This window comes from Pseudomonas sp. EMN2 (genome assembly GCF_009650555.1).
GTDB classification, from domain to species: Bacteria; Pseudomonadota; Gammaproteobacteria; order Pseudomonadales; family Pseudomonadaceae; genus Aquipseudomonas; species Aquipseudomonas sichuanensis.
This window is the reverse complement of record NZ_VZZR01000093.1, coordinates 1-25468: the sequence shown is the minus strand read 5'-3', so window position 1 is coordinate 25468 and position 25468 is coordinate 1. Positions and strand designations below refer to the sequence as shown.

The following is a 25468-nucleotide window of genomic DNA, read 5'->3' as shown; positions in this document are numbered from 1 at the left end:
GTGAGAGTAGGTCATCGTCAAGATTCATTTCGCAAAACCCCTATCTGCGCATGCAGGTAGGGGTTTTGTCTTTTCCGGATCGGAAAAGATCAACCCCGTGATATGGTTCCCCACCATATCCGCCCGCCTTCACGAGAGCGCCCAATGGCCCACACGACCTCACTGCACCCAGGTTTCATGATCGTCCAGGGCAATCGCCTGGATGATTTGCGCAATCTGGTGGTGAGTGTGATGCGCCGCTTTCCCTTGGCACCGCTGGAAAACGAAATCGCCCTGGTACAGAGCAATGGTATCGCCCAGTGGCTGAAACTGGCGCTGGCCGAGGACCCGCAGGACGACGACCAAGGCGGCTGCGGCATTGCCGCCGCAATCGACGTACAGTTGCCCGGCAGCTTCATGTGGCAGCTGTATCGCGGGGTGCTGGGCCGCGATGAAATCCCCGAAGTGTCGCTGCTCGACAAAGCCCCCCTGACCTGGCGCCTCATGCGCCTGCTGCCGGAGGTCATCGAGCGCCCGCATTTCGAGCCCTTGCGCCGCTTCCTCAACGACGACAGCGACCTGCGCAAACGCTATCAGCTGGCCGAACGCCTGGCCGACCTGTTCGACCAATACCAGGTCTACCGTGCCGACTGGCTCAAGGATTGGGCGGCCGGGGAGCATGTGCTCAACACCGCCCGCGGTGAACGCAAGCCGCTGGCCGCCGGTTACCGCTGGCAGGCCGAGCTGTGGCGAATCCTGCTCGAAGACGTAGGCGAAGAGGGCATGGCCCAGAGTCGCGCCGGTGTGCACCAGCGCTTCATCGAACGTATCAACAGCCTGGAACAAGCGCCCACGGGCCTGCCCGCGCGCTTGATCGTGTTCGGCATCTCATCGCTGCCGGCCCAGATCCTCGAGGCCATGGCCGGCCTGGCACGCTTCAGCCAGGTACTGCTGTGCGTGCACAACCCCTGCCGTCACCACTGGGGCGACATCGTTGCCGACAAGGACCTGCTGCGTCACCAGTACAAACGTCAGCAGCGCAAGCAAGGCATGCCCATGCAGCTGGACGACGAGCTGCTGCACCAGCACGCCCACCCGTTGCTGGCCGCCTGGGGCAAGCAGGGCCGTGACTACATCAACCTGCTCGACAGCTACGACGACCCCGGCAGCTATCAGGCCGTGTTCAGCGATGGCCGCATCGACCTGTTCAGCGACGGTGACCCCAAGACCCTGCTCAACCAGCTGCAGGACGACATCCTTGAACTTCGCCCCCTGGCCGAAACCCGCGAGCAATGGCCCCAAGTGGACCCTGCCAAGGACCGCTCCGTGCGCTTCCACGTGGCCCACAGCCCACAGCGCGAAGTCGAGATCCTGCACGACCAGCTGCTGGCCCGCTTCAGTGCCGACCCCAGCCTGCGTCCGCGCGACATCATCGTCATGCTCCCGGCCATCGACACCTACGCCCCGCACATTCGCGCGGTGTTCGGCCAGCTGGAGCGCAGCGACCCACGCTATATCCCGTTCACCCTGACCGACCAAGGCCAACGCGGCCGCGATCCCTTGCTGATCGCGCTCGAACACTTGCTGAAGCTGCCCGACAGCCGTTTTGCCGTGAGTGAGGTACTCGACCTGCTGGACGTACCGGCAGTGCGCGCCCGCTTCGCGATCGAGGAAAGCGACCTGCCTACCCTGCACCGCTGGATCGAGGGCGCAGGCATCCGCTGGGGCCTCAGTGCCCGGCAACGCGCCACGCTCGGCTTGCCCGAGGGCCTGGAGCAGAACAGCTGGCGTTTCGGCCTGCGCCGCATGCTGCTGGGGTACGCGGTAGGCGTAGGAGAGGGCTGCGACGGCATCGAGCCCTACGACGAGATCGGCGGGCTCGATGCTGCCCTGATCGGGCCGCTGGTTGCCTTGCTCGACGCCCTGGATATCGCCTGCCAGGCACTGTCGCAGCCGGCCACCGCCACGCAATGGGGCGAGCGCCTGCATGCGCTGCTGCAGATCTTCTTCCTGGCTGAAAACGAGCACGACGAACTGCTCCTGGTGCAGCTCCAGGACCTGCGCGACACCTGGCTGGAAACCTGCGAGGCGGTCAACCTGCAAGACCTGCTACCGCTCACCGTGGTTCGCGAGGCGTGGTTGTCGGGCCTCGACCAGGGCAAGTTGTCCCAGCGTTTCCTCGCAGGCTCCGTGAACTTCTGTACCTTGATGCCCATGCGCGCCATCCCGTTCCGGGTGGTCTGCCTGCTGGGCATGAACGACGGCGACTACCCGCGCGCGCAGCCACCGCTGGACTTCGACCTGATGGCCAGCGACTACCGCCCCGGCGACCGTTCGCGCCGGGAGGACGACCGCTACCTGTTGCTCGAAGCGCTGCTGTCGGCGCGCGACCAACTGTACGTCAGCTGGGTCGGGCGCAGCATCCGCGACAACAGCGAACGCCCAGCCTCGGTGCTGATCGGGCAGTTGCGCGATCATCTGGCCGCCGGTTGGCAACTGGCCAAGGCCAAACCAGGGCAGAAGGACGATGCGGGGCAGCAACTGCTGCATGCCCTGACCCAGGAGCACCCGCTGCAGCCGTTCAGCCAGCGCTATTTCCAGAAAGGCAGCCCGCTGTTCAGCTTTGCCCATGAGTGGCTGGTCCTGCATCAGGACGCCGCAGAGGCCCAGGCAGCCCATGCCCCGCTGTTGCCCTACAGCAGCGATGAGCCATTGAGCCTGATGCAGTTGCAGGATTTCATGCGCCATCCCGTCAGGCACTTCTTCAGTCAGCGCCTGAAAGTCTACTTCGAAGCCCTGGAAGCCCCCACGCCGGACGAAGAGCCCTTCGCCCTCGACGCCCTGCAACGCTACGGCCTGAGTGAAAGCCTGCTGGGTGCCGCGCTGGCCGCGCCGGACAACCCCGAGCAGGCGCTGCAGGCCCAGGCCCGCCGCTTGCAAGCCTGTGGCCTGCTGCCGCTGGCCGGGTTCGGCGAGGCGTTGCAGGCCGAGCTGATCCAGCCCCTGCCAGACCTGCTGCAGCGCCATGGGCAATTGCTGCAGCGCTGGCCAACGCTGGTGGAAGGCGCCTTGCCGATCCACTTCGAACACGGCCTGCACCGCCTCGAGGGCTGGCTGGGCCGGGTCTACCAGGCCGACGACCAGAGCCTGCTGAGCATCGCCACCGTGCCCAACACCCTCAGTGCCGGGCGCAACAGCCTCAAGTGGCACCGGCTGATCCCGGCCTGGGTCATGCACCTGGCCGCCTGCGCCTCGGGCTACCCGTTGCACAGCGCGCTGGTGGCCAGCGACCTGACCCTGCTCCTGGCGCCATTGCCCCAAGGCCAGGCCGCCGAACGGCTGGGCGAACTGCTGGTGGCGCGCCAGGCCGGCATGAACGCCCCCCTGCCGGTCGCGGCCAAGACCGCGTTCGCCTGGCTGGCCCAGGAAGATCCGGACAAGGCGCTTGCCGCCGCCGCCCGCGCCTACGAAGGTGACGGCCTGATCAGCAACGGCGAGCGCAGTGAAAGCCTGGCCCTGGCCCGCCAGTACCACGACTTCGCCGCGCTGGTGCTGGATGAAACCTTCGAAGGCTGGTGCGAAGCCCTGTACCGCCCCCTGTTCGCAGCGCCCTGGCAGACCCTCGGCAACTCGGAGAGCGCCCAATGAGCCAAGCCCGCCCGCTGGCCTTGAGTTTCCCCCTGCACGGCAGCCAGCTGATCGAAGCCAGTGCCGGCACCGGCAAGACCTTCACCATTTCGGCGCTGTACCTGCGGCTGATCCTCGGCCACGGCGGCGAGCAGGGTTTCGCCCGCGAACTGCTGCCCCCGCAGATCCTCGTGGTGACCTTCACCGACGCCGCCACCAAAGAGCTGCGCGAACGCATCCGTGCCCGCCTGGCCGAGGCAGGCCGGTTTTTCCGCGGCGAGCTGGAAGACGCCGACCCGCTGCTGCATCAACTGCGCGACGAGTATCCACAGGAGCATTGGCCACGCTGTGCCAGCCGCCTGGAGATCGCCGTGCAGTGGATGGACGAGGCCGCGGTATCGACCATCCACGGCTGGTGCCAGCGCATGCTGCGCGAGCACGCGTTCGACAGTGGCAGTCTGTTCACCCAGAGCCTGGAAACCGACCACAGCGAGCTGCTTGGCCAGGTCATGCGCGACTACTGGCGGCGCTTCTGCTACGGCATGCGCGGCGAATCCCTGGCCTGGGTGCGGGGCCACTGGGGCAGCCCCGATGCCCTGCTGCCACGCATCCGCCCCTTGTTCGGCCGGGTGCGCAGCGAACAGCACGACCAAGACCCGCAACAACTGATCGAAGCGACCCTGCGCGAGCGCACTGAGCAACTGCGCCAACTCAAGGCGCCATGGGCCGCCTGGGCCGATGAGCTGCAGCAGATCTGCCGCGACGCCGTGGCCGCCAAGCAGGCCGACGGCCGCAAGCTCCAGGCGCGCTACTTCGAGCCCTGGTTCGACAAGCTCAAGGCCTGGGCTGGCGACGATCAAGCCCTGGACCTCGACCTGGGCACCGGCTTCACCCGCTTGACCCCCGACGGCATGGCCGAGGCATGGAAGGTCGGCGAGCCGCCGAGCCATCCAGCCCTGCATGCCATGCAAACCCTGCGCGAACAATTGCAGGGGCTCGCCAGCCCTGAGGTGCGCGTGCTGGAGCATGCCGCCGCCTGGGTCTCGGCCCGCTTCGAAGTGGAAAAGCGCCGTCGCGCCGAAATGGGCTTCGACGACATGCTGCTGCGCCTGCAGCATGCGCTGGCCAGCGAGTCCGGCGAGCGCCTGGCCGGGTTGATCCGCGAGCAGTTCCCGGTCGCGCTGATCGACGAATTCCAGGACACCGACCCGGTGCAATACGGCATCTTCGAGCGCATCTATCGCATCACCGAGAACAACCCGCAAACCGGCCTGTTCATGATCGGCGACCCCAAGCAGGCGATCTACGCCTTCCGTGGCGCCGACATCTTCACCTACCTGGCGGCCCGGCGCGCCACCGCTGGGCGCCTGCACAGCCTGGACACCAACTACCGCTCAAGCCAGGCCATGGTGGCGGCCGTGAACCGGGTCTTCCTGCAGGCCGAGGCGCGTGAGCAAGGCCGCGGCGCCTTCCTGTTCCGCGCCCAGGGCGACAACCCCTTGCCCTTCGTCGAGGTCCGCGCCAAAGGCCGCAGCGAACAGTTGCTGATCGACGGCCAGCCCAGCGCGGCGTTGCACTGCTGGCACCTGCAAAGTGACGAGCCGGTGTCCAACACCCTGTATCGCCAGCGCCTGGCCGCCAGTTGCGCCAGCCATATCGTCGCCGTGCTCAACGGCGGCCAGCAGGGCGTCAGTGGCTTTGCCGGCAGTGACGGCGCACTGCGCCCGTGCCTGCCGTCCGATATCGCCATCCTCGTGCGCGACGGTCACGAAGCGCAGTTGGTCCGCGCCGAACTGGCGGCCCGCGGGGTGCGCAGCGTCTACCTGTCAGACAAGGATTCGGTGTTCGCCGCCCAGGAAGCCCACGACCTGCTGGCCTGGCTCAAGGCCTGCGCCGAGCCGGACGCCGAGCGCATGCTCAAGGCCGCCCTGGCCAGCCTGACCCTCGGCTTGCCGCTGATCGAACTGGAGCGCCTGAACCAGGACGAGCGGGTCTGGGAAGGCTGGGTCATGCGCTTTCGCAGTTACCGCGAAATCTGGCAACGCCAAGGCGTATTGCCGATGCTGCGCCGCCTGCTGCACGACTTCCACCTGCCGCGCAGCCTGATGGCGCGCACCGACGGCGAGCGGGTGCTGACCAACCTGCTGCACCTGGCCGAACTGCTGCAGCAGGCGGCCGGCGAGCTGGATGGCGAGCAGGCATTGATCCGCCACCTGGCCGAGCACCTGGCCAACGCCGGGCAGGCCGGCGAGGAGCAGATCCTGCGCCTGGAAAGCGACGAGCAGTTGGTCAAGGTGGTGACCATCCACAAATCCAAAGGCCTGGAATACCCCCTGGTGTACCTGCCGTTCATCTGCACCAGCAAGCCGGTGGATGGCTCGCGCCTGCCGCTGTCCTGGCATGACGAAGACGGCACGGCACACCTCACGCTCACGCCGGATGCACAGCAGGTCGAACGTGCCGACGACGAGCGCCTGGCAGAAGACCTGCGCCTGCTCTACGTCGCCCTGACCCGCGCCCAGCACGGTTGCTGGCTGGGTGTCGCCGACCTCAAGCGGGGCACCCAGCGCAGCTCGCAGCTGCACCGCTCGGCCCTGGGTTACCTGCTCGGTGGCGGCCTGCCGCTGTCGGCATCCAGCCAACTGGGCGAGTGGCTGCAGGCTCTGGGTGCCGACAGCCCGGCCATCATCAGTGGGCCGCTGCCCGAGGCCGACGAGCAAAGCTACCGCACCCCCGCGAACGACAGCGAGCTGTTGCCGGCACGCAAACCCCGACGGGCCGCCGCCGAGCAATGGTGGATCGCCTCCTACAGTGCGCTGCGTGTCGGCGATCAGACGCTTATCGCCGACAGCTCCCAGGCCCAACAACTGCTGGACGACGAAGCACTGGACAGCCAGCTGCTGCGCGAAGTGCCGGCCGAGTCCGGTGATATCCACCGCTTCCCCCGTGGGCCCAACCCCGGCACCTTCCTCCATGGCCTGCTCGAATGGGCAGGCCAAGAAGGCTTCGCCGCCGTGAGCAGCCAGCCCGAGCTGATCGAGCGCACCGTGGGCCGGCGCTGCAACCGCCGCGACTGGGCCGGCTGGATCCCCACGCTCAGCCAGTGGCTGCAGCAGATGCTGGTGCAGCCCATGCCGTTGCAGGGCGCTACCCTGCAGTTGGCGGCGCTGAGCCAGTACCAGATCGAGATGGAGTTCTGGTTCGCCAGCCATCAGGTCGATACCTTGCACCTCGACCAACTGGTGGTTCGCCATACCCATGACGGCGCCGCGCGCCCGGCGCTCCAGCCGACCCAGCTCAACGGCATGTTCAAGGGCTTCATCGACCTGGCGTTCGAGCTGGACGGGCGCTACTACGTGGCCGACTACAAATCCAACTGGCTCGGCCCAGACGCCCAGGCCTATGGCGCCCTGGCCATGGAGCAGGCGATCCTCGAGCACCGCTACGACCTGCAGTACGTGCTCTACCTGCTGGCCCTGCACCGCCAGTTGCGCGCACGCCTGCCCGACTACGACTACGACCGCCATGTCGGCGGTGCCCTGTTCATCTTCCTGCGCGGCACACATTCGACAGGCAACGGCCTATATCACGCCCGCCCGCCACGCGCACTGATCGAAGCCCTCGATGCGCTGTTCCGTGGCGAGCACGCGCCCGCGCAGCAGGACCTGTTTGCTGGAGCCACGCCATGAGCCGCAGCCTCGACGACCTTCTGCCGACCCCACTGCAGGCCGAGCACCTGAGCGCCCTGGCGCCCCTGCACGACAGCCACGACCTGCTGGCCCTGCTCGACCGCTGGGTGGAACGTGGCTGGCTGCGTGCGCTGGACCGGGCCTTCGTCGGCTTCCTCGAAGAGCTCGCCCCAGGCAGCGATCCGTTGGTGTTGCTGGCGGCGGCGCTGGCCAGCCACCAACTGGGTCACGGCCATGTCTGCCTCGACCTTGCCCAGACCCTGGCCGAGCCGGACTTCGCGCTGTCGCTGCCGCCAGAAGGCGATGCCCTGGCCGGGCCGCTGCTGCTGCCTTCGCAGTTGCTGGCCAGCCTCGACCTGAACACCTGGTTGCAGCGCATCGGCGATAGCCAGCTGGTGGCGGCAGGCGACAGCAGCGCACAGCGCCCTCTGGTGCGCAGTGGTGAACGTCTGTACCTACGCCGCTATTGGTCTTACGAGCGGCGCATCGACGGCGCATTGCACGAGCGCCTGGCCCGTCAGCAGCCGTTGCAGGCCGATCTGTCCGTGCGCCTGGCGCAACTGTTCGACAACGGCACGCCGGCCGTCGAGGTGGATTGGCAAAAACTCGCCTGCGCCCTGGCCACCCGTGCCGGTTTCAGCGTCATCACCGGCGGCCCCGGCACCGGCAAGACCACCACGGTGGTGCGGTTGTTGGCCCTGCTGCAGGCGCCGGCGGTAGAGCAGGGCCGGCCCCTGCGCATTCGCCTCGCGGCGCCCACCGGCAAGGCCGCGGCGCGCTTGACCGAGTCCATCGGCCAGCAGGTCGAGCGCTTGCGGGTCGACAGCGCGGTGCGCGCGCAGATCCCCACCGACGTCAGCACCGTGCACCGCCTGCTCGGCAGCCGCCCGGGCTCGCGCCACTTCCGGCATAACGCCGGCAACCTGTTGCCACTGGATGTGCTGGTGATCGACGAGGCGTCGATGATCGACCTGGAAATGATGGCCAACCTGCTCGACGCCTTGCCACCCAATGCGCGGCTGGTATTGCTGGGCGACAAGGACCAGTTGGCCTCGGTGGAAGCGGGTGCGGTGCTGGGCGACCTATGCCGCGACGCCGAAGACGGCTGCTATTGGCCGCAGACCCAGGCCTGGCTGGAGCAGATAGGCGGCCAATCGCTGGCCAACAGCGGCCTGAAACCGGGCGAAAGCCCGCGCAACCCGCTGGCCCAGCAGATCGTCATGCTGCGCCATTCCCGGCGTTTCGGTGAGGGCAGCGGCATCGGCCAACTGGCACGGCTGGTCAACCGCCAGCAGGCCCTAGAGGCCCGCGCGCTGCTGGCCAGCAAGCCCGATGACGTCTTCTGCCTGACCCTCGGCGGCGAGCACGACAAGCGCTTCGACCGCCTGCTGCTCGACGGCCTCAACCGCGGCGTCGAGGGCCCCCAGGGCTATCGCAACTATCTGCGCAACATCGGCCGCCTGCGCCCGCCACCAGGCACCCCGGCGGACGATCCGCGCTGGGAACACTGGGCCGGCGAAGTGCTGAGCCGTTTCGAGGACTTCCAACTGCTGTGCGCGGTGCGCAAGGGCGCCTGGGGCGTCGAAGGCCTGAACCAGCGGGTGGAGCGGGTGCTGCACAATGCCGGGCTGATCGACAGCCAGCAGCTGTGGTACGAGGGGCGCCCGGTACTGGTAACCCGCAACGACTACGGCCTCGGCCTGATGAACGGTGATATCGGCATTGCCCTGCGCCTGCCCGATGACCAGGGCCAGGCCCCGCTGCGCGTGGCCTTCCCGCGTAACGACGGCAGTGGCGGGGTGCGTTTTGTCCTGCCCAGCCGCCTGAGCGAGGTGGAAACCGTGTTCGCCATGACCGTGCACAAGTCCCAGGGCTCGGAGTTCAGCCACACCGCGCTGGTGCTGCCCGACGCACTCAACCCGGTGCTGACCAAGGAGCTGGTGTACACCGGCATTACCCGGGCCAAGCACTGCTTCAGCCTGATCGAGCCGCGCAGCGGAGTGTTCGAGGAGGCTGTGGGGCGCAGGGTAAGACGTGTTTCGGGGCTGATGCTGGAACAACTGTGATACGGGCGTACCACGTTGCTGTGCTATCGTTGCGGCATTATCTGGCAACTTTTTGAGAGATTTCCCACATGACAGTGGCTGTCTCGGTTTTGAGGCGGGTGAAGGATTGCGCGCGCTCGCTGCTGATGGCCACGCTGTTGCTGACCGGCGTGTCCGCCCAGGCGCTGGCCGGCGAGCCGAGCACGCAGGCGCAGCAACGGGCCAAGGCAGTGACCCAGGTAGTGCTGGGCATCCTCAGCTATGCCCGCTGGCCCGCCGAACCCAACCCCCTGCGCCTGTGCCTGGTCGGCCCCACCGAATACGCCGACGACCTGATCAAAGGCACGCTGCAGAGTTCCGGGCAGCCACTGCAGGTGCGCCGACTGCTGGCCGGCAATGCCAGCCTGGCCAGTGCCTGTGATGCCGTTTACATCGGCAAGCTCGAACCCGGCGAGCGTGATCGCCTGTTCCAGGCAATCAGCGGTCACCCGGTACTGAGCATCACCGAAGCCGACGACCCCTGCACCGTGGGCAGCCTGTTCTGCCTGCGGGTCAGCGATCAGCAGGTGGCCTTCGACGTCAACCTCGATTCGGTAGCGCGCAGCGGCGTGCGCATCCACCCCAGCGTGCTGCAGTTGTCGCGGCGGCGGGCGGCGCAGCCATGAGCGGCCCTGACCAGCGCATGCCCCGGCCGACCCTGCGAGCGGTGCTGGGGCGTGGTCACCTGGGCATTGCCCTGCTCGCCGCCGGCCTGGCCGGGGTCCTGGTGACCCTGCTCGGGGTGGCCGCCCTGCGCGTTTACGCCAACCACAACCTGCATTTGATCGCCCGTTCCATCAACTACACCGTCGAAGCCGCCGTTGTGTTCGACGACAGCCCCGCCGCCAATGAGGCACTGGCGCTGATCGCCGCGACCGAAGAGGTGGCCGACGCCAAGGTCTTCAACAACGATGGTGAACTGCTCGCCCACTGGCAGCGCGATGACCGAACCCTGATTGCACGGCTGCAAAGCCAGGTGGCGCGGACCCTGCTGGAGCAGCCGATCAACTTGCCGGTGCAGCACATGGGCCAGAAGGTCGGGCATATCGAACTGGTCGGCCAGGGCGGCAGCCTGCTGCGCTTTTTGCTCAGTGGCCTGCTCGGGATCCTGCTGTGCACGGTGGTCAGCGCGGTGCTGGCGTTGTACCTGTCGCGCCGGCTGTTCGCCGACATCATCCGCCCGTTGCGTCACTTGGCCAGCGTGGCTCACGCCGCGCGCCGCGAGCGCAGTTTCGACCGCCGTGTGCCAGAAGCACAGATCGCTGAACTCAACGAACTGGGCAACGACTTCAATGCGCTGCTCGACGAGCTGGAGGTCTGGCACAGCCACCTGCAAAGCGAAAACGAAACCCTCGCCCACCAGGCCAGCCACGACAGCCTCACCGGGCTGCCCAACCGCGCCTTCTTCGAGGGCCGCTTGAACCGCAGCCTGCGCACTGCCGAGCGTCAGGACGAGCGCCTGGCCCTGCTGTTCCTGGACAGCGACCATTTCAAGCAGATCAACGACAACCTCGGCCATGCCGTGGGTGACGAAGTGCTGATCACTATCGCCAGCCGGGTACGTGCGCAACTGCGTGAGCATGACCTGGTGGCGCGCCTGGGCGGCGACGAGTTCGCCGTGCTGCTGGCGCCGTTGCCGGCGCGTGAAGATGCCCAGCGCATCGCCGAGAAGATCATCGCCAGCATGCAGTTGCCGATCCTGCTGGAGGATGGCACCCGCATCACCAGCTCGCTCAGTGTCGGTATCGCCTATTACCCGGACGACGGCCACGACCCGGCCAGTCTGCTCAATGCCGCCGATGCGGCGATGTACCAGGCCAAGCGCATGCGCCGTGGCCATTGGCAAGTGGCGCAGACGGAACGCTGCGCCACTGATGTAAAAAGCACAGGAGCTGAACCGTGATCAACCGTTTATTAGCGCTGCGTTTCCCGTTGTTCGCCATGGCCCTGGCCCTGCTCGCCCTCGGCGGCTGCCAGAGCGTACCGCCCAAGGGCCTGACCCCGGAGCAGGTGGCCGTGCTCAAGCGCGAAGGCTTTACACCTGTCGATGAGGGCTGGGCGTTCGACCTGTCCGGCAAGGTGCTGTTCGGCAGCGACCTGGACGGCCTCAACAGCCAGAGCGAAGCGATCGTCGAGCGTATCGGCAAGGCGCTGCTGTCGGTGGATATCCAGCGCGTGCGCATCGACGGCCACGCCGATGCCTCAGGCAAGGCGGCCTACAACCAGCAACTGTCCGAACGCCGCGCCCAGAGCGTGGCCAAGGCGCTGATTGGCATCGGCATGCAACCGCAGAACATCCAGACTCGCGGTTTGGGCAGCAGCCAGCCGGTGGCCGACAACCGCAGCAGCGCCGGGCGCATGGAGAATCGTCGGGTGTCGATCGTAGTGGCTTCGGATTGATGCTCGGTTATGTGTTGCTCGTATGCAATCAGCTGGACGGGATAGTCCTAGCCATTACCTTAAAGAGATTGAGGACAGCATCAGTGCCGAACTCGCCTTCTTCACCTTTCAGTGCTTTGAGGGCCGAGCCAAGAGCGAATGTCGGGTCGTCTGCCTTAAACCCATGTACATCCAGCAAGTCGCGGATTTGCATCTCAATCGATTCACACTGCTCAAAGTCTTCTTGAAGTTCTGCCTTATTGAGAAACACCACGATATGCTCGACGCCAAGCTGCTTGCACAGGTTGAGGTACTCGATAGTCTGCTCTTTCGTCCAATCGACGACCGAGTAAACCAGGATCGCCCCATCAATTTTTGCGGCTTTAGTGAGAGTATTTTTGATTTGTTCGGCATCACCTGCGCAGTCCAGGTGAGAGTAACGACAACTCTCTGAATCATACGAAACGGGTGAGGTACTGTTGGCTGCCAGACGGGCTTTATCTTCGATGCTGATGCTACTGTCACTGGAGCTGTTAACGCTTGAGCTGTAGTTTTCGGCGCTACAGCGTATCAGCGCGGCGGTCAGGGTCGTTTTTCCGTGGCCAGCGGGACCGATAGTCACAACGTTGGACTTTAGTATTGGGTATGCGACTGCCTTGAACATGGCGCGGGTCTCCTGTTGAGTCGATGTCGGAGTTATTAGAGGCCGGCTTGTAATCACTGACTACTGGCAAAAATGTCAGGCAAAGACTTTATGGATGGGCACACTGCGTGCTTGATAACCAGGCGCGCGACGGGCAATCGCACCAGCGCCGGGCACATGGAGAACCGGAGGGCTTGATCATGGTGGCGTCGGACTGAACGCTGCTTGGTATCCATCGCGGGGCAAGCCCGCTCCCACGCTGGTATTGGCAATTCAACGTGGGAGCGGGCTTGCCCCGCGATGGCCCTCAAGCTCAACCTTGAGCGAACTTCATCTCCCGCGTCTCCCCCATCAACAACGGCGCATTCGCCTCGGTCACCTCACGGATGTAATCCCACAACAGGGTAATCCGCTTGAGCTTGCGCAAATCCTCCCGGCAATACATCCAGAACTGCCGCGTCACCTCGATCTCCTCCGGCAACACTGTCACCAACCGCGGGTCCTGCGCTGCCAGGAAGCACGGCAAAATCGCCAGCCCACGCCCCTGCAACGCCGCTGTGTACTGCGCGATGACGCTGGTACTGCGCAGGTGCGCCTGGGCATTGGGGATCAGGTTCGCCAGGTACAAAAGCTCCGAACTGAATGCCAGATCGTCGACGTAACTGATGAACGGATGGTTCGCCAGGTCGCTCACCGCGCGAATCGGCGCGTGGTTGTCGAGGTAATCCTGGGTGGCATACAGCCGCAGCCGGTAGTCGCACAGCTTGCAGCACACATAGGGCCCATGCTCCGGCCGCTCCAGGGCGATGACGATATCGGCCTCGCGCTTGGACAGGCTGATGAAGTGCGGCAACGGCAGGATATCCACCGAGATCGCCGGCCAGGCATCGACGAAATGGCTCAGCTGCGGGGTGACGAAGAAGCTGCCGAAGCCTTCGGTGCAGCCCATGCGCACATGCCCCGACAACGCCACGCCCGAGCCCGAGACCTGCTCGCAGGCCATGTGCAGGGTGCTCTCGATCGACTCGGCGTAGCCCAGCAGGCGCTGGCCTTCGGCGGTGAGGACGAAGCCGTTGGTGCGCGACTTCTCGAACAACAAGGTACCCAGCGCCCCTTCCAGTGAGCCGATGCGCCGCGACACCGTGGTGTAGTCCACGGCCAGGCGCTTGGCCGCACTGCTGGCCTTGCGGGTGCGCGCTACCTCAAGAAAGAACTTGAGGTCGTCCCAGTTCAGCGCGCTCAGGGAGGTGAGGTCTTTTTGCATGATGATCCGGTTTTTTTGTTCATTCTTGTTGGATGTTTGCACATCTATACTCGATCTCAGCCCCTACACGCCACCCCGTGTCCACCCCGGCGTAGGCGTCTTCGTTCCGACAATAATTCCAAGGAGAGCGCAGATGAACGCACCCCACAACCCCAGCCAGACCAAGGTCGAACAGGTAAAGCTGCTGATCGACGGCCAATGGGTCGAGTCCAAGACCACCGAGTGGCGCGACATCGTCAACCCGGCCACCCAGCAAGTGCTGGCGCGGGTGCCGTTTGCCACCGCCGATGAAGTGAACGCCGCCGTGGCCGCCGCCGAGCGCGCCTTCAAGACCTGGCGCGACACCCCGATCGGCGCGCGCATGCGCATCATGCTCAAGCTGCAGGCGCTGATCCGCGAACACAGCAAACGCATCGCCGTGACCCTCAGCGCCGAGCAGGGCAAGACCATTGCCGACGCCGAGGGCGACATCTTCCGCGGCCTGGAAGTGGTCGAGCACGCCGCCTCCATCGGCACCCTGCAGATGGGCGAGTTCGCCGAGAACGTCGCCAGTGGCGTCGACACCTACACCCTGCGCCAGCCGATCGGTGTGTGCGCCGGCATCACCCCCTTCAACTTCCCGGCGATGATCCCGCTGTGGATGTTCCCGATGGCCATCGTCTGCGGCAACACCTTCGTGCTCAAGCCGTCCGAACAGGACCCGCTGTCGACCATGATGCTGGTCGAGCTGGCGCTGGAAGCCGGCATCCCGGCTGGCGTACTCAACGTGGTACACGGCGGCAAGCAGGTGGTCGACGGCATCTGCACCCACCCGGACATCAAGGCGATCTCGTTCGTCGGTTCCACCGAAGTCGGCACCCACGTCTACAACCTGGGCAGCCAGCACGGCAAGCGCGTGCAGTCGATGATGGGCGCGAAGAACCACGCCGTGGTACTGCCCGACGCCAACCGCACCCAGACCATCAACGCATTGGTCGGCGCTGCGTTCGGCGCCGCCGGCCAGCGCTGCATGGCCACCTCGGTGGCGGTGCTGGTGGGCAAGGCCCGCGAGTGGCTGCCGGACATCAAGGATGCGGCCAGCAAGCTCAAGGTCAATGCCGGCAACGAGCCGGGCACCGACGTCGGCCCGGTGGTGTCCAAGCGCGCCAAGGAGCGGGTGCTGGGCCTGATCGAAAGCGGCATCAAGGAAGGCGCCAAGCTGGAGCTGGACGGCCGTGACGTGAAGGTGCCGGGCTACGAGCAGGGCAACTTCGTCGGCCCGACCCTGTTCTCCGGGGTCAAGACCGACATGCAGGTGTACACCCAGGAAATCTTCGGCCCGGTACTGGTCACGCTGGAGGTGGACACCCTCGACGAGGCCATCGCCCTGGTCAACGCCAACCCGTTCGGCAACGGTACCGGCCTGTTCACCCAGAGCGGCGCTGCGGCGCGCAAGTTCCAGAGCGAGATCGACATCGGCCAGGTCGGCATCAACATCCCGATCCCGGTACCGGTGCCGTACTTCAGCTTCACCGGCTCGCGCGGCTCCAAGCTCGGCGACCTCGGCCCGTACGGCAAGCAGGTGGTGCAGTTCTACACTCAGACCAAGACCGTTACCGCCCGCTGGTTCGACGATGACAGCGTCAACGACGGTGTAAACACCACCATCAGCCTGCGCTAAGGAGTTGACCATGCGTATCGCATTCATCGGCCTGGGCAACATGGGCGCGCCCATGGCCCGCAACCTGATCAAGGCCGGGCACGCGCTGAACCTGTTCGACCTGAACAAGACCGTACTGGCAGAGCTTGCCGAACTGGGTGGGCAGGTGAGCGCCTCGCCCAAGGAGGCTGCGGCCAACAGCGAGCTGGTGATCACCATGCTGCCGGCCGCTGCCCATGTGCGCAGTGTCTACCTGGACGAAGAGACCGGCGTGCTGGCCGGCATCGGCCCCGGCACCCCGACCGTGGACTGCAGCACCATCGACCCGCAGACCGCCCGCGACGTGTCCAAGGCTGCGGCGGCCAAGGGCATCGACATGGGTGACGCGCCGGTGTCCGGCGGCACCGGCGGCGCGGCGGCCGGCACCCTGACCTTCATGGTCGGTGCCAGCAGCGAGCTGTTCGCCACCCTCAAGCCGGTGCTGGAGCAGATGGGCCGCAACATCGTGCACTGCGGCGAGGTAGGTACCGGGCAGATCGCCAAGATCTGCAACAACCTGCTGCTGGGCATCTCGATGATCGGCGTGTCCGAGGCCATGGCCCTGGGCAATGCGCTGGGCATCGACACCAAGGTACTGGCCGGGATCATCAACAGCTCGACCGGGCGCTGCTGGAGTTCGGACACCTACAACCCGTGGCCGGGCATCATCGAGACCGCACCGGCCTCGCGCGGCTACACCGGCGGCTTCGGCGCCGAATTGATGCTCAAGGACCTGGGCCTGGCCACCGAGGCCGCACGCCAGGCGCACCAGCCGGTGATCATGGGCGCCATGGCCCAGCAGCTGTACCAGGCCATGAGCCTGCGCGGCGATGGCGGCAAGGATTTCTCGGCGATCGTCGAGGGGTATCGCAAGAAGGATTGATGGGCGAGAGGGACTTCATCGCGGGTCTGGCGGCCTTCCTACCGTAACTGCGCACCGGGGGGAGGGACGTCAGGTTCGCGATTTTTTTGCCTGGGCTGACCTCTTCGCGGGTAAACCCGCTCCCACAGGCTCAGTGCGGTCCCTGTGGGAGCGGGTTTACCCGCGAACACGGGCGTAGCCCGTGCCATGTGTGGGCAGTGTTTCAGGCAAACACGAAATACTTGCGCACCGTCTCGACCACTTCCCAGGTGCCTTTCATCCCCGGTTCGATCACGAACACATCCCCTGCCTTCAGGTGCTTGGGCTCTTCACCTTCCGGGGTGACGATGCAGTAGCCATCGAGGAAGTGGCAGAACTCCCACTTTTCGTAGTTGACCTCGAACTTGCCCGGGGTGCAGATCCAGGTGCCCATGATCTTGCTGCCGTCGGCCGACAGGTAGGCGTTGAGGTTGACGGTGTGCGGGTCGCCGCCGATGCGCTTCCACTTGGTCGCGTCGACCACCGGGGTGGGGCAGGTTTCGCGCAGGACGGTGATGAAATCGGACATGGCGTGGCTCCAGGCAACTAGTGATTGAACGCATCACCTTAGGGCCAGGCGTCGTCGGCCAGTTGCCTGTGCTCGACGCCTGGCTGTCTGGATGCGCTATCCGGCCTGCTGGCTCGGGCTGTGCGCCACACCGGCGCAGGCCTGAGCGAAGCTCAGCGCAGGGTATTCACCTCCACGGTGATGTGCGCCAGCTCTTCATGCACCCCAAGCGCCTGGCGCACGCTGTCTGCGCTCAGTGCGCCAGCAGTGGCCAGGCTGACGATGCAGGCGTACTGGTCCTTGCCGACGCGCCACACATGCAGGTCGGTGATGGCCGCCGCCACCGGCAGTTGTGCCACCACCTCACGGATCTCCTCGACCACTGGCGCATCCATCTCGGCATCCAGCAGTACCCGCCCGGTATCGCGCAGCAGGCCTTTGGCCCACAGCGCCACCAGCAATGCGCCGACCAGGCCCATGACCGGGTCGAGCCAGCCGGCGCCCCACAGTTTGCCGGCCACCAGGGCAACGATCGCCAGCACCGAAGTGGCGGCGTCGGCGATCACATGCAGGTAGGCCGAGCGCAGGTTGAGGTCGTGGTGATGATGGCCGTGGTCATGTGCATGCTCGTGATGATGCGTGTGGTCATCGCGCAGCAGCCAGGCGCAGATCAGGTTTACCGCAAGGCCGATCACGGCGATGAAGATCGCCTCGTCGTAATGGATGGCGCCTGGCGTCAGCAGCCGTTCAACCGATTGGAACGCCATCAGTGCGGCCACCCCAAGCAGCAACAGAGCGCTGGAGTAGCCGCCGAGAATCTCGATTTTCCAGGTGCCGAAGGCAAAACGACGGTCACCTGCATAGCGCCGCGCAGCGGCGTAGGCCAGCAGCGACAGGCCGAGCGCCAGGGCGTGGGAACTCATGTGCCAGCCGTCGGCCAGCAGGGCCATGGAGTTGAAGAACCAGCCACCGGCGATCTCCGCCACCATCATCACGGCAGTCAGCCATACCGCCAGCCGCGTCTTGCGCTCGGCACCGAGGTTGCTGGTATGGAACTGGTGGCTGTGCAGCCAGCGGTCGGAGGTTTGCGTGGTCATGGTTTATCATGCTCCCGGAAAGGCGTGAAATATACTATACCCCAGTATACCTGCAGTGATGGAAGCAGAATGGCACATACCCTCAAGAGCAAGAAGCAGCTGCTGACCCGGGTGCGCAAGATCAAAGGCCAGGCAGCCGCGCTGGAGACCGCGCTGGAGCAGGAAAAGGACTGCCTGGCGATCCTGCAGCAGATCGCCGCCGTGCGCGGTGCAGTGAACGGGCTGATGGCCGAAATGATGGAAGGGCATATCCGCGAGCATCTGGTGGCGGAGGGGCTGAGCGCCGAGGAGCGGTTGGAGGAGGCCGACAAGGTAGCTTCGCTGTTGCGCTCCTACCTGAAATAGCGTTCGGCAACACCGCGAGGCTGGTCGGAGCCCCGGCTGGTCTCGCGATACGCTCTACAACTGCTCACGCACAGCGGCAATCACCTCAGGTATACCCCTCCCCAGTACCTCAGGTGGGGTCGGGCTTTCGCCGAACTCGCGCCAGACGAACAACGTCAGTTCCGCCCCGTCGGTCTTCGACAGGGCGTGCTCCAGCGAGCCGAACTGTTGCAGCGCACGGTAACGCTCATCCGCCCAGAACAGCGCCTCGACCCAGTCGTGGACCGGGATGAAGTGAAAGTGCAGCGGGCAACCCGGTACATGCCCGAAGCGCCCGATGTACAGCCACTTGGGCGCGAGCGCTTGCTCCATGGCCCGTTGCAGCCTGGCCATCAGCCGGCCCATGTCCGCCAGCGCCTGGTCGGGCAGGTCGGCCAGGCTGTCGACCGGCGCCCGCGAACCCAGCATCAGGTAGCCGGGCAGGCGCGACGTCAGGTGATGGTTGACGATCCAGTGCTCGCTCTCGTGGACGATGTATTCCCCGGGAATGTTCATCGACTCACGCCCACCAGTAGCGCACGAAGTGGAAGAACACCGGCGCTGCGAAACACACCGAATCCATGCGGTCGAGCATGCCGCCATGGCCTTCGATCATGTGCCCCCAGTCCTTCACCCCGCGGTCACGCTTGATCGCCGACATCACCAGCCCGCCGAAGAAGCCCATGGCATTTACGGTCAGCGCCATCAGCGCCGCCTGCCAGAAGGTGAACGGGGTGATCCAGCACAGCAGCGCGCCCACCAGGGTGGCCAGCGCCACGCCGCCAGCCAGGCCTTCGACGGTTTTCGACGGCGACAGGTTGGGCGCCACCTTGCGCTTGCCGAACAGCTTGCCGCACACGTACTGCAGCACGTCGCTGATCTGCACCACCAGAATCAGCCAGGCGATCAGCAGCAGGTTGCGGCCTTCGAAGCCAGGGATCTCGAGGGTCATCAGCGCCGGCACCGACGACACGCAGTACACCGCGATCATCAGCCCCCATTGCACCTTCGAGGCGCGCTCGAGGAAGCGCGTGGTATCGCCGCCGAAGCTGGCGAGGATCGGCAGCAGCAGGAACAGGTACACCGGGATGAAGATGCTGAACAGCCCGTACCAGTCCATGGCGATCAGCAGGTACTGCACCGGCAGCGCCACGTAGAACGCCGCCACCAGCGCCGGGTAGTCGCTGCGCCGGGTCGGGGTGAGGGTCATGAACTCGCGCAGGGCGTAGAACGACACGCCGTAGAACAGCACGATCACCCCGTATTTGCCGAACACGAAGGCGATGCCGATCACCAGCACCATCACCCACCAGGCATTGATGCGTGCGTTGAGGTTGTCGATGACCGCGTGGGGGGCAGGGCCGGCGCGCCACTTGAGCAGGCGGCCGATGGCGCTGGCCAGCAGCAACAGGGCGCCGATGCCGGCGAACAGCGAAAGGGTGTTGTGATCCATCTCAGGCATCCTTCGGGGCCAGGTTCAGCAGGGCCTCGCGGGCCCGCTCGAGAAATGCGTGTTTGCCTTCGTCCGCCTGCAGGTGCAGCGGCTCGCCGAAACTCAAGGTGCACAGCAGTGGCAGCGGCAGGGCACGGCCCTTGGGCATGACCCGGTTGAGGTTGGCGATCCACACCGGCACCAGCTCGACCTGCGGGTTGGCCGCGGCCAGGTGGAACAGGCCGCTCTTGAAGGGCAGCAGCGGCTCGTCACCGAGGTTGCGCGTGCCTTCCGGGAAGAAGATCAGCGAGTCGCCCTGGGCGAACGCGTCGAGCACCGGTTGCAGCGGGTTGCCCTCGGCCGGCGAACGCGTGCGATCGATCAGCACGGCGTTGAACACCCGGCGGATGAGGAAGTCGCGAATACCGGGCTTGCACCAGTAGTCGGCCCCCGCCACGGGGCGGGTGTGGCGGCGCAGGGGGGCGGGCAGTGCCGCCCACAGCAGCACGAAGTCACCGTGGCTGCTGTGGTTGGCAAAGTACAGGCGTTGTACCGGCTGCGGTGTGCAACCCAGCCACAGGGCGCGGGCGCCGGTGATCAGGCGGGCGGCGGAGGTGATGACGATGGCGGTCAGGCTGGCGAGCATGGCGGCGGTCTTATCCGGTGAAGGGGAGGGTCAGTACCAGCAGCACCTGCACGGCCAGGCACAGGGCCTGGCGGCGCAGCAGGGCCAGGGCGGCCTGGCTGCGTGCTGGCCAGTCGCGGTTGTCGCTGGTGCTGGGTTTGAGGCGTAGTTCATGCAGGGCACGGTCCAGGGCCTGGGTATCGGCGGGCAGGTCGCTGCTGGTGGCCAAGTGGGTGAACAGCTCGGCATCCAGGGCGACACGTATCGCCCAGTACTTGTGGGCCAGGCCGATGAGCAGCAGCACCACGCACAGTGCGTGGGCCGGTGAAGGCAGCGCCAGGCCGAACAGCGGCGCCAGGCTGCAGGCGATGGCCAGCAGGCTGATGCCATCCGACAAGCGTTCCAGCTGACGCCCGCGGGCGAGCAGGCTGGCGACGATGCGCAGGTTCATGGCCGGGCCTCCAGTTGCTGCAACGCACGGCGATGGGCGCTGTGCAGGACCACTCTGGGGCGTGCCTTGCGGATCAGCATTTCGGCCTGGCTGGCATCGCTGCAGCGGCCGCTGATGATCAGCCAGGCAGCTACTGCGCTGGCGCTGCGCGAATAGCCCAGGGCGCAACAGACCAGCACCGGGCCCTGCTGGCGCAGGTGTTCGATGGCGGCGGCGGCTTGCTGCAGGGTTTGCTGGCTGGGGGCGATCAGGTCCAGGCTTGGCAGGCACTGGTAGTACTGTAGGGCCATCGCGGGGCAAGCCCGCTCCCACGGGCCATTGCCAGGCGCTGCGTGGGAGCGGCGGTGCGCCGCTGCGACTTGCCCCGCGATGGCGTCGGTACAGGTCAGCTCCGCACACAGGTCCACCACCGCCGCAAACGCCGACGCCTCCCCATGCCCCGGCATCCGCCCCAGATACACCCCATCCAGCACTTCATCCGCCTGTGGGTGCTGCCGGGTCCACAACCGTGAGTTGGCCCACGCAGCCAGCAGATAGGGCGCCAGCAACACACTCGCGGCAATCGACAGTCGGCCATCCGCGCCTTTCTGGAAACCGCCCGCACCGAACAGGCCATAGTTCAGCGCCACCAGCAGCAGCGACACAGCCGGCCACAGCAGCCACAAACTGACGTGCCCGATCTTGAAGGCCAGCACCGCCAGCAGCATCGCCCCGAGCCCATAGCGCAACGCCACGCGCCAGCGCTTGGGATCGCGCGCCAGCCGGGCGTGCTGCCAGGGCAGCGGGCCTTGCTGCGGCCACAGCCACAGGCAAACGAAACCGGCCAGCGCGCCGGTTGGCAGGTCGATGAAGTGATGCTGCCAGGTGGTCAGCACCGACACCCCGATCAGCCCCATCCAGCCATGCACCAGCCAACGCCACATGTGCTGCTGCGTGTGCCGGGCGAACATCGTCCAGATGATCACCAGCAGTGCGATATGCAGCGACGGCGCCTGGTTGTAAGGCTTGTCGAAGCCCATCAGCACATCGAACAGCCAACCGAACAGCCCCGACAGTTCCGGGCGCTCGAAGGTGAAACGCAAGGGCCAGAGCAGGAAGCAAGCGACGCTGAGCAATTGCGCGGTCAGCAGCGCCAGCGCGTGCCGGTCCATCTCCCGCCGGCTTTGCGGCAACAGGAACGACAAGCCGTACAACAGGTCGATCGACCAGTACGGGATGATCGTCCATGGCCACAACGGCATGTGCCGCTCCCAGGCGAACACCAGGCTGCCGATATCCTCGCGCCCTGCCGTATAGCTGTTGGCCAGGCCGTAGCTGAGGAAAAAGAACGGGCCGAGCAGCAACAGCCACAGCACGCCACGGCGGATCAGCCCTGCTTCACGGGGCATCAACGCACCCGCTGCGCCAGGCTGACACTGAAAATGCCCCACTCGTCGATGCGCTGGGTGATCTTGCGAAAACCCGCCGCCTCCACCAACTGGTCCATCTCCGCCTGGCTGCGCCGACGCATTACCCAGGCCTGGCCGCCACGGTGGCTGGTCAGCGCCCGGGCGATCATCTCCAGTTGCGGGTGCCAGGGCTGGCCGGTGTATACCAGGTAGCCGCCTTCTTCGACGGCATCGGCCAGCCCCGCCAGCGAGTTGGCCACGGCCTCGTTGCTGGGGAACAGTTCGTACAGGCCGCTGACCACGGCGAGGGTCGGGCGCGGCTCGAGGCCGGCCAGGCTCTGGCGATCGAAGGCGTCGCCCTGGACGAAGCGGGCGATGTCACCCAAGCCCTTTTCGCTGATCAGCGCGTTGCCCTGCTGCACGTTCAGCTCGCTGTAGTCGCGCAGCAGGATCGAGTCGGGCAACTGCTGCAAGCCTTGCAGCGCTTCGAGGATGTAGCGGCCGTGGCCGGCGGCGATATCGACGATGTGCACCGGGCGCTGTTGCTCACGCAGTCGGGCGATGGCCAGGCGCAGCAGTTCCTCGACGTTGAGCTTGCGCTGGCGGATGCCGCGCCAGCCGATGGCGTTGAGGTAGTTCTGGTCGATCATCTCGCCCAGCCGGCCCTTGCCGGTGGGCCGGTTGCGGTAGACGTAGTCGAGGGTGGAGCCTGAGTCGAAGCCGGTGTCGAAGCCCAGTTTCACGCCATCTGAAAGGCCCTTGCCCAGTTGCAGGCCGGCGCGGGTGGCGCGCCAGTACAGGTCGCGCGGCGAGTTACGCGGCAGCGGCGCGGCCAGGCTTTCGGCCTCGGCGCAGCTGGCGCCGGTCTTGTCGGCATCGAGCAGTGACGGCACGGGGGCGGGGTTATCGAAGCAATGCTCGACGAAGCGCTTGATCCGCGCCAGGGCATGGGCGCGGTCCCGTTCGCCGAGGGTGTCGTGGAAGAAGCCGGGCAGAATGTGCAGCTCTTTGCGCGCACTGCCCAGCCGCTCGAAGAAACGCTCCTGCGGGGCGCGCTCGACCACGAAGTCCGAGCCCGAGACCAGCAGTTGCGTCGGCACCTGGATCGCCTGGGCATCGGCCACCACGCGATCGGCGGCGTCGTACAGGCCGAGCAGCATGGTCACCGAGATCGGCCGGCTGATCAGCGGGTCGGCCACGTAGGACATGACCCGCTCCGGGTCGTGGGTGAGCAGGCGCGGCTTGACGTAGCTGTTGACGAAGAAATTGCCGCGCAGGGCTTTCATCAGCTTCAGCCCGGGGCGGGCGAAGGGTACATAGAGCTTGACCTTGAACGCGGGCGAGGCCAGCACCAGGCAACGCACCTTGGGCGCGTAGTCATGGGCCCAGGTGGCGATCAGCACCGCACCGACGCTCTGCGCCAGCACCACCAGGTCGGGTTCGGCGATGCCGTGTTGCGCCTGGATATGCTCGATGAAGGTCTGCACGTCGCGCACGCTGGTGGCGAAGCTCGGGCTGTCGCCGCGCGCGCCTGGCGACTGGCCATGGCCACGGGCGTCCCAGGCGAAAACGTCATAGTCGGGCAGGTCCAGTTCGTCGGCCAGGTGCGCCAGGCGCCCGCCGTGCTCGTGGCCACGGTGGAACATCACCAAGGCCCGGCGCGGCTGGTGTTCGTTGCGCGTGGCGGGCCAGTGACGGTAGTGCAGCTCGACGCCGTCATGGGTGGAAAAATGCAGCGATTGCGCTTGGCGCATGGCGAATATCCTTGTCCGGCAGCGGGGGCTCAGCGGGTTTCGGCCAGGCCCTGGCGAACCCGGTTGTACAGGGTATAGAGCGAGAGCAGCAGGATGACCAGCAGCAAGCCGTTGATCCAGGTTGCGCTCAGCAGCCCGAAGGCCACCCCGGTGCCCAGCACGCCGAAGGCGAAGGCCCGGTCGCTCTTGCCCATCGGCCCGTCGTAGCGCCGCGACGCGCCAGCCAGCGGGCCCATCACCCCGGCGTACTCGCTGATGACCGCGAGCAGCACCACCAGCACCACCAGCGCCGGCGACACGCCGGCCAGCAGGGCGAAGGGCAGGTACAGCGCGGCATCGGCGATCACGTCGCACAGCTCGTTGAGGTAGGCACCCAGCTTCGATTGCTGGCCGAACTCCCGGGCGAGCATGCCGTCGACCGCATTCAGCGCCATGCGCAGCAGCATCCACACCGGCACCAGGATGAACAGCCACGCCACCTGGGGCAGCCAGGCCAGCAGCAGGCCGATGAGCACGGAGATTGCGCCAGCGGCGACGGTGACCTGGTTGGCGGTGACGCCACGTTCGAACAGGCGTTGGACGGTCGGGCGCAGCAGCGCCTGGAAGCGGGGTTTGAGCTGGTAGATCGATGGCACGTGGAACTCCCTGTCGTGGTGCGGCGATGCGGCAATTGTGAATAAGGCGCGTGGGCGGCGGCAAGTTGAAAGCGCCCATCTGTGAAGTGCATCAGCCCTACGAAACAGGGGGAATGCGCCGCTTGTCGCCTATTGTGTGCATGGTGTGTATTTGGCTTGGTTAAAACCCATAGTGGTGTGTACGCTACACATCACCTGCCAAAGGACGGATGCATGCGCAGCAGGGACGTGATCCAGCTTATCGAAGCCGACGGCTGGTACGAGGTGGAAGTGAAAGGAAGTCACCATCAATTCAGGCTCAATTCAGGCATCCGTACAAGCGAGGCAGGGTTACGGTTCCTCATCCCAAGAGCGATCTGCCCAGGGGTACCGTACACAGCATTTTGAAACAGGCGGGCCTCAAATGAGACCGCTTGTGTTGAGCGCACAGGATCACTGGAGACAGACCATGAAATTCCCCGTTGTACTGCATAAGGATGAGGGCACTGACTACGGTGTGATCGTGCCCGACGTACCTGGTTGTTTCTCGGCTGGCGCCACTGTTTCCCAGGCGCTGGAGAATGTGCAGGAAGCCCTGGCCCTGCATTTCGAAGGCCTGGTGGCCGACGGCGAGGCGTTGCCGCAGGCCGAGGAGGTGGATGTGCATGTGGCCAACCCTGATTACGCCGGGGGCGTCTGGGCGGTGGTGGACTTCGATGTGACCCCGTACCTGGGCAAGGCGGTGCGCTTTAACGCCACGCTGCCGGAGAACCTGCTGCAGCGCATCGACGAAAAGGTAAAACGCGATCATCGTTACGCCTCGCGCTCTGGCTTCCTCGCCTCGGCCGCGCTGCGTGAGCTGGCGGTCGCCTTCCGCTAGCCCTCGGGTTTGGCACGGCCCTTGTAGGAGTGGCCTTGAACTGGCCTAATGATTTTGGACACCTTCATCGGGCGCTATGATGGCGCCCAATTGGAGGCAAAATCAGTGCGTA

The 25468-nt window shown here is 65.8% G+C and carries 21 protein-coding genes and 1 pseudogene; 11 read left to right on the top strand and 11 right to left on the bottom strand.

The annotated features are described in order from the left end of the window. The first annotated feature begins 144 nt into the window (after nt 1–144). From recC to F6X61_RS23000, 6 genes are all read left to right on the top strand, one after another. The gene (gene recC / locus F6X61_RS23025; protein ID WP_153788700.1) at nt 145–3627 is read left to right on the top strand and encodes an exodeoxyribonuclease V subunit gamma; all 3483 of its coding nucleotides are present in this window, start codon (nt 145–147) and stop codon (nt 3625–3627) included. Beyond that, nucleotides 3624–7295 carry an exodeoxyribonuclease V subunit beta gene (gene recB / locus F6X61_RS23020; RefSeq protein WP_153788699.1) on the top strand — a complete coding sequence of 1224 codons (3672 nt, stop codon included), beginning with the start codon at nt 3624–3626 and terminating at the stop codon, nt 7293–7295. Before recC ends, recB begins: the two co-directional genes overlap by 4 nt. After that, nucleotides 7292–9361 (top strand): exodeoxyribonuclease V subunit alpha, encoded by a 2070-nt coding sequence (gene recD, locus F6X61_RS23015; RefSeq protein ID WP_153788698.1) that lies wholly within the window; start codon nt 7292–7294, stop codon nt 9359–9361. The genes recB and recD overlap by 4 nt, the downstream gene beginning before the upstream one ends. Before the next feature lie 68 nt (nt 9362–9429). Continuing rightward, a complete protein-coding gene (locus tag F6X61_RS23010) occupies nt 9430–10005 on the top strand; it encodes a YfiR family protein (protein ID WP_153788697.1) in 576 nt (191 codons plus the stop codon). Continuing rightward, nucleotides 10002–11282 (top strand): diguanylate cyclase domain-containing protein, encoded by a 1281-nt coding sequence (locus F6X61_RS23005; RefSeq protein WP_153788696.1) that lies wholly within the window; start codon nt 10002–10004, stop codon nt 11280–11282. The genes F6X61_RS23010 and F6X61_RS23005 overlap by 4 nt, the downstream gene beginning before the upstream one ends. Nucleotides 11283–11320: 38 nt before the next feature. Further along, nucleotides 11321–11779, top strand: a complete 459-nt coding sequence (locus tag F6X61_RS23000; protein WP_153788701.1) for an OmpA family protein — start codon at nt 11321–11323, stop codon at nt 11777–11779. Between the two features lie 28 nt (nt 11780–11807). Here the strand turns inward: F6X61_RS23000 and F6X61_RS22995 are convergent, their stop codons facing one another. Next, nucleotides 11808–12422, bottom strand: a complete 615-nt coding sequence (locus tag F6X61_RS22995) for a GTP-binding protein (RefSeq protein WP_153788695.1) — start codon at nt 12420–12422, stop codon at nt 11808–11810. Between the two features lie 292 nt (nt 12423–12714). Then, on the bottom strand, nt 12715–13665 hold the full coding sequence (locus F6X61_RS22990) for a LysR family transcriptional regulator (protein WP_153788694.1): 951 nt from the start codon (nt 13663–13665) through the stop codon (nt 12715–12717). Between the two features lie 133 nt (nt 13666–13798). On the opposite strand from F6X61_RS22990, the gene F6X61_RS22985 reads away from it, so the two are divergent. Further along, nucleotides 13799–15325, top strand: coding sequence for a CoA-acylating methylmalonate-semialdehyde dehydrogenase (locus F6X61_RS22985; RefSeq protein WP_153788693.1), 1527 nt, complete (start codon nt 13799–13801; stop codon nt 15323–15325). 10 nt (nt 15326–15335) lie between these two features. After that, nucleotides 15336–16226, top strand: coding sequence for a 3-hydroxyisobutyrate dehydrogenase (mmsB, locus tag F6X61_RS22980; protein WP_153788692.1), 891 nt, complete (start codon nt 15336–15338; stop codon nt 16224–16226). Nucleotides 16227–16428: 202 nt separating this feature from the next. On the opposite strand, the gene F6X61_RS22975 is transcribed toward mmsB, so the two are convergent. Further along, nucleotides 16429–16773 carry a cupin domain-containing protein gene (locus tag F6X61_RS22975; protein WP_125465629.1) on the bottom strand — a complete coding sequence of 115 codons (345 nt, stop codon included), beginning with the start codon at nt 16771–16773 and terminating at the stop codon, nt 16429–16431. Between the two features lie 152 nt (nt 16774–16925). Next, nucleotides 16926–17849, bottom strand: coding sequence for a CDF family Co(II)/Ni(II) efflux transporter DmeF (dmeF, locus tag F6X61_RS22970; RefSeq protein ID WP_153788691.1), 924 nt, complete (start codon nt 17847–17849; stop codon nt 16926–16928). Between the two features lie 69 nt (nt 17850–17918). Here dmeF and F6X61_RS22965 point away from each other — a divergent pair, with 69 nt between their 5' ends. Further along, nucleotides 17919–18194, top strand: coding sequence for a metal/formaldehyde-sensitive transcriptional repressor (locus F6X61_RS22965; RefSeq protein ID WP_110994659.1), 276 nt, complete (start codon nt 17919–17921; stop codon nt 18192–18194). 54 nt (nt 18195–18248) lie between these two features. Here the strand turns inward: F6X61_RS22965 and F6X61_RS22960 are convergent, their stop codons facing one another. The 7 genes from F6X61_RS22960 to F6X61_RS22930 are packed head-to-tail and all read right to left on the bottom strand — an operon-like array spanning nt 18249 to nt 24497. Then, nucleotides 18249–18728, bottom strand: a complete 480-nt coding sequence (locus F6X61_RS22960) for an HIT family protein (RefSeq protein WP_153788690.1) — start codon at nt 18726–18728, stop codon at nt 18249–18251. Between the two features lie 4 nt (nt 18729–18732). Next, nucleotides 18733–19665 carry a phosphatidate cytidylyltransferase gene (locus tag F6X61_RS22955; RefSeq protein ID WP_153788689.1) on the bottom strand — a complete coding sequence of 311 codons (933 nt, stop codon included), beginning with the start codon at nt 19663–19665 and terminating at the stop codon, nt 18733–18735. Nucleotide 19666: 1 nt separating this feature from the next. Further along, on the bottom strand, nt 19667–20290 hold the full coding sequence (locus tag F6X61_RS22950) for a lysophospholipid acyltransferase family protein (RefSeq protein WP_153788688.1): 624 nt from the start codon (nt 20288–20290) through the stop codon (nt 19667–19669). A 10-nt stretch (nt 20291–20300) separates the two neighbouring features. Further along, complete coding sequence (locus tag F6X61_RS22945; RefSeq protein WP_153788687.1) at nt 20301–20720, bottom strand: hypothetical protein; 420 nt, start codon at nt 20718–20720, stop codon at nt 20301–20303. Next, nucleotides 20717–22108 carry a phosphatase PAP2/dual specificity phosphatase family protein gene (locus tag F6X61_RS22940; protein ID WP_153788686.1) on the bottom strand — a complete coding sequence of 464 codons (1392 nt, stop codon included), beginning with the start codon at nt 22106–22108 and terminating at the stop codon, nt 20717–20719. Before F6X61_RS22940 ends, F6X61_RS22945 begins: the two co-directional genes overlap by 4 nt. Continuing rightward, nucleotides 22108–23862, bottom strand: coding sequence for a bifunctional alpha/beta hydrolase/class I SAM-dependent methyltransferase (locus F6X61_RS22935; protein WP_153788685.1), 1755 nt, complete (start codon nt 23860–23862; stop codon nt 22108–22110). Before F6X61_RS22935 ends, F6X61_RS22940 begins: the two co-directional genes overlap by 1 nt. A 29-nt stretch (nt 23863–23891) precedes the next feature. Then, entirely contained in the window at nt 23892–24497 is a 606-nt protein-coding gene (locus F6X61_RS22930) for a CDP-alcohol phosphatidyltransferase family protein (RefSeq protein ID WP_153788684.1), read from the bottom strand. Between the two features lie 213 nt (nt 24498–24710). Here F6X61_RS22930 and F6X61_RS22925 point away from each other — a divergent pair. Then, nucleotides 24711–24904: pseudogene (locus F6X61_RS22925) on the top strand (type II toxin-antitoxin system HicA family toxin). Nucleotides 24905–24945: 41 nt separating this feature from the next. Next, nucleotides 24946–25356, top strand: a complete 411-nt coding sequence (locus F6X61_RS22920) for a type II toxin-antitoxin system HicB family antitoxin (RefSeq protein ID WP_125860476.1) — start codon at nt 24946–24948, stop codon at nt 25354–25356. Nucleotides 25357–25468 lie beyond the last annotated feature (112 nt).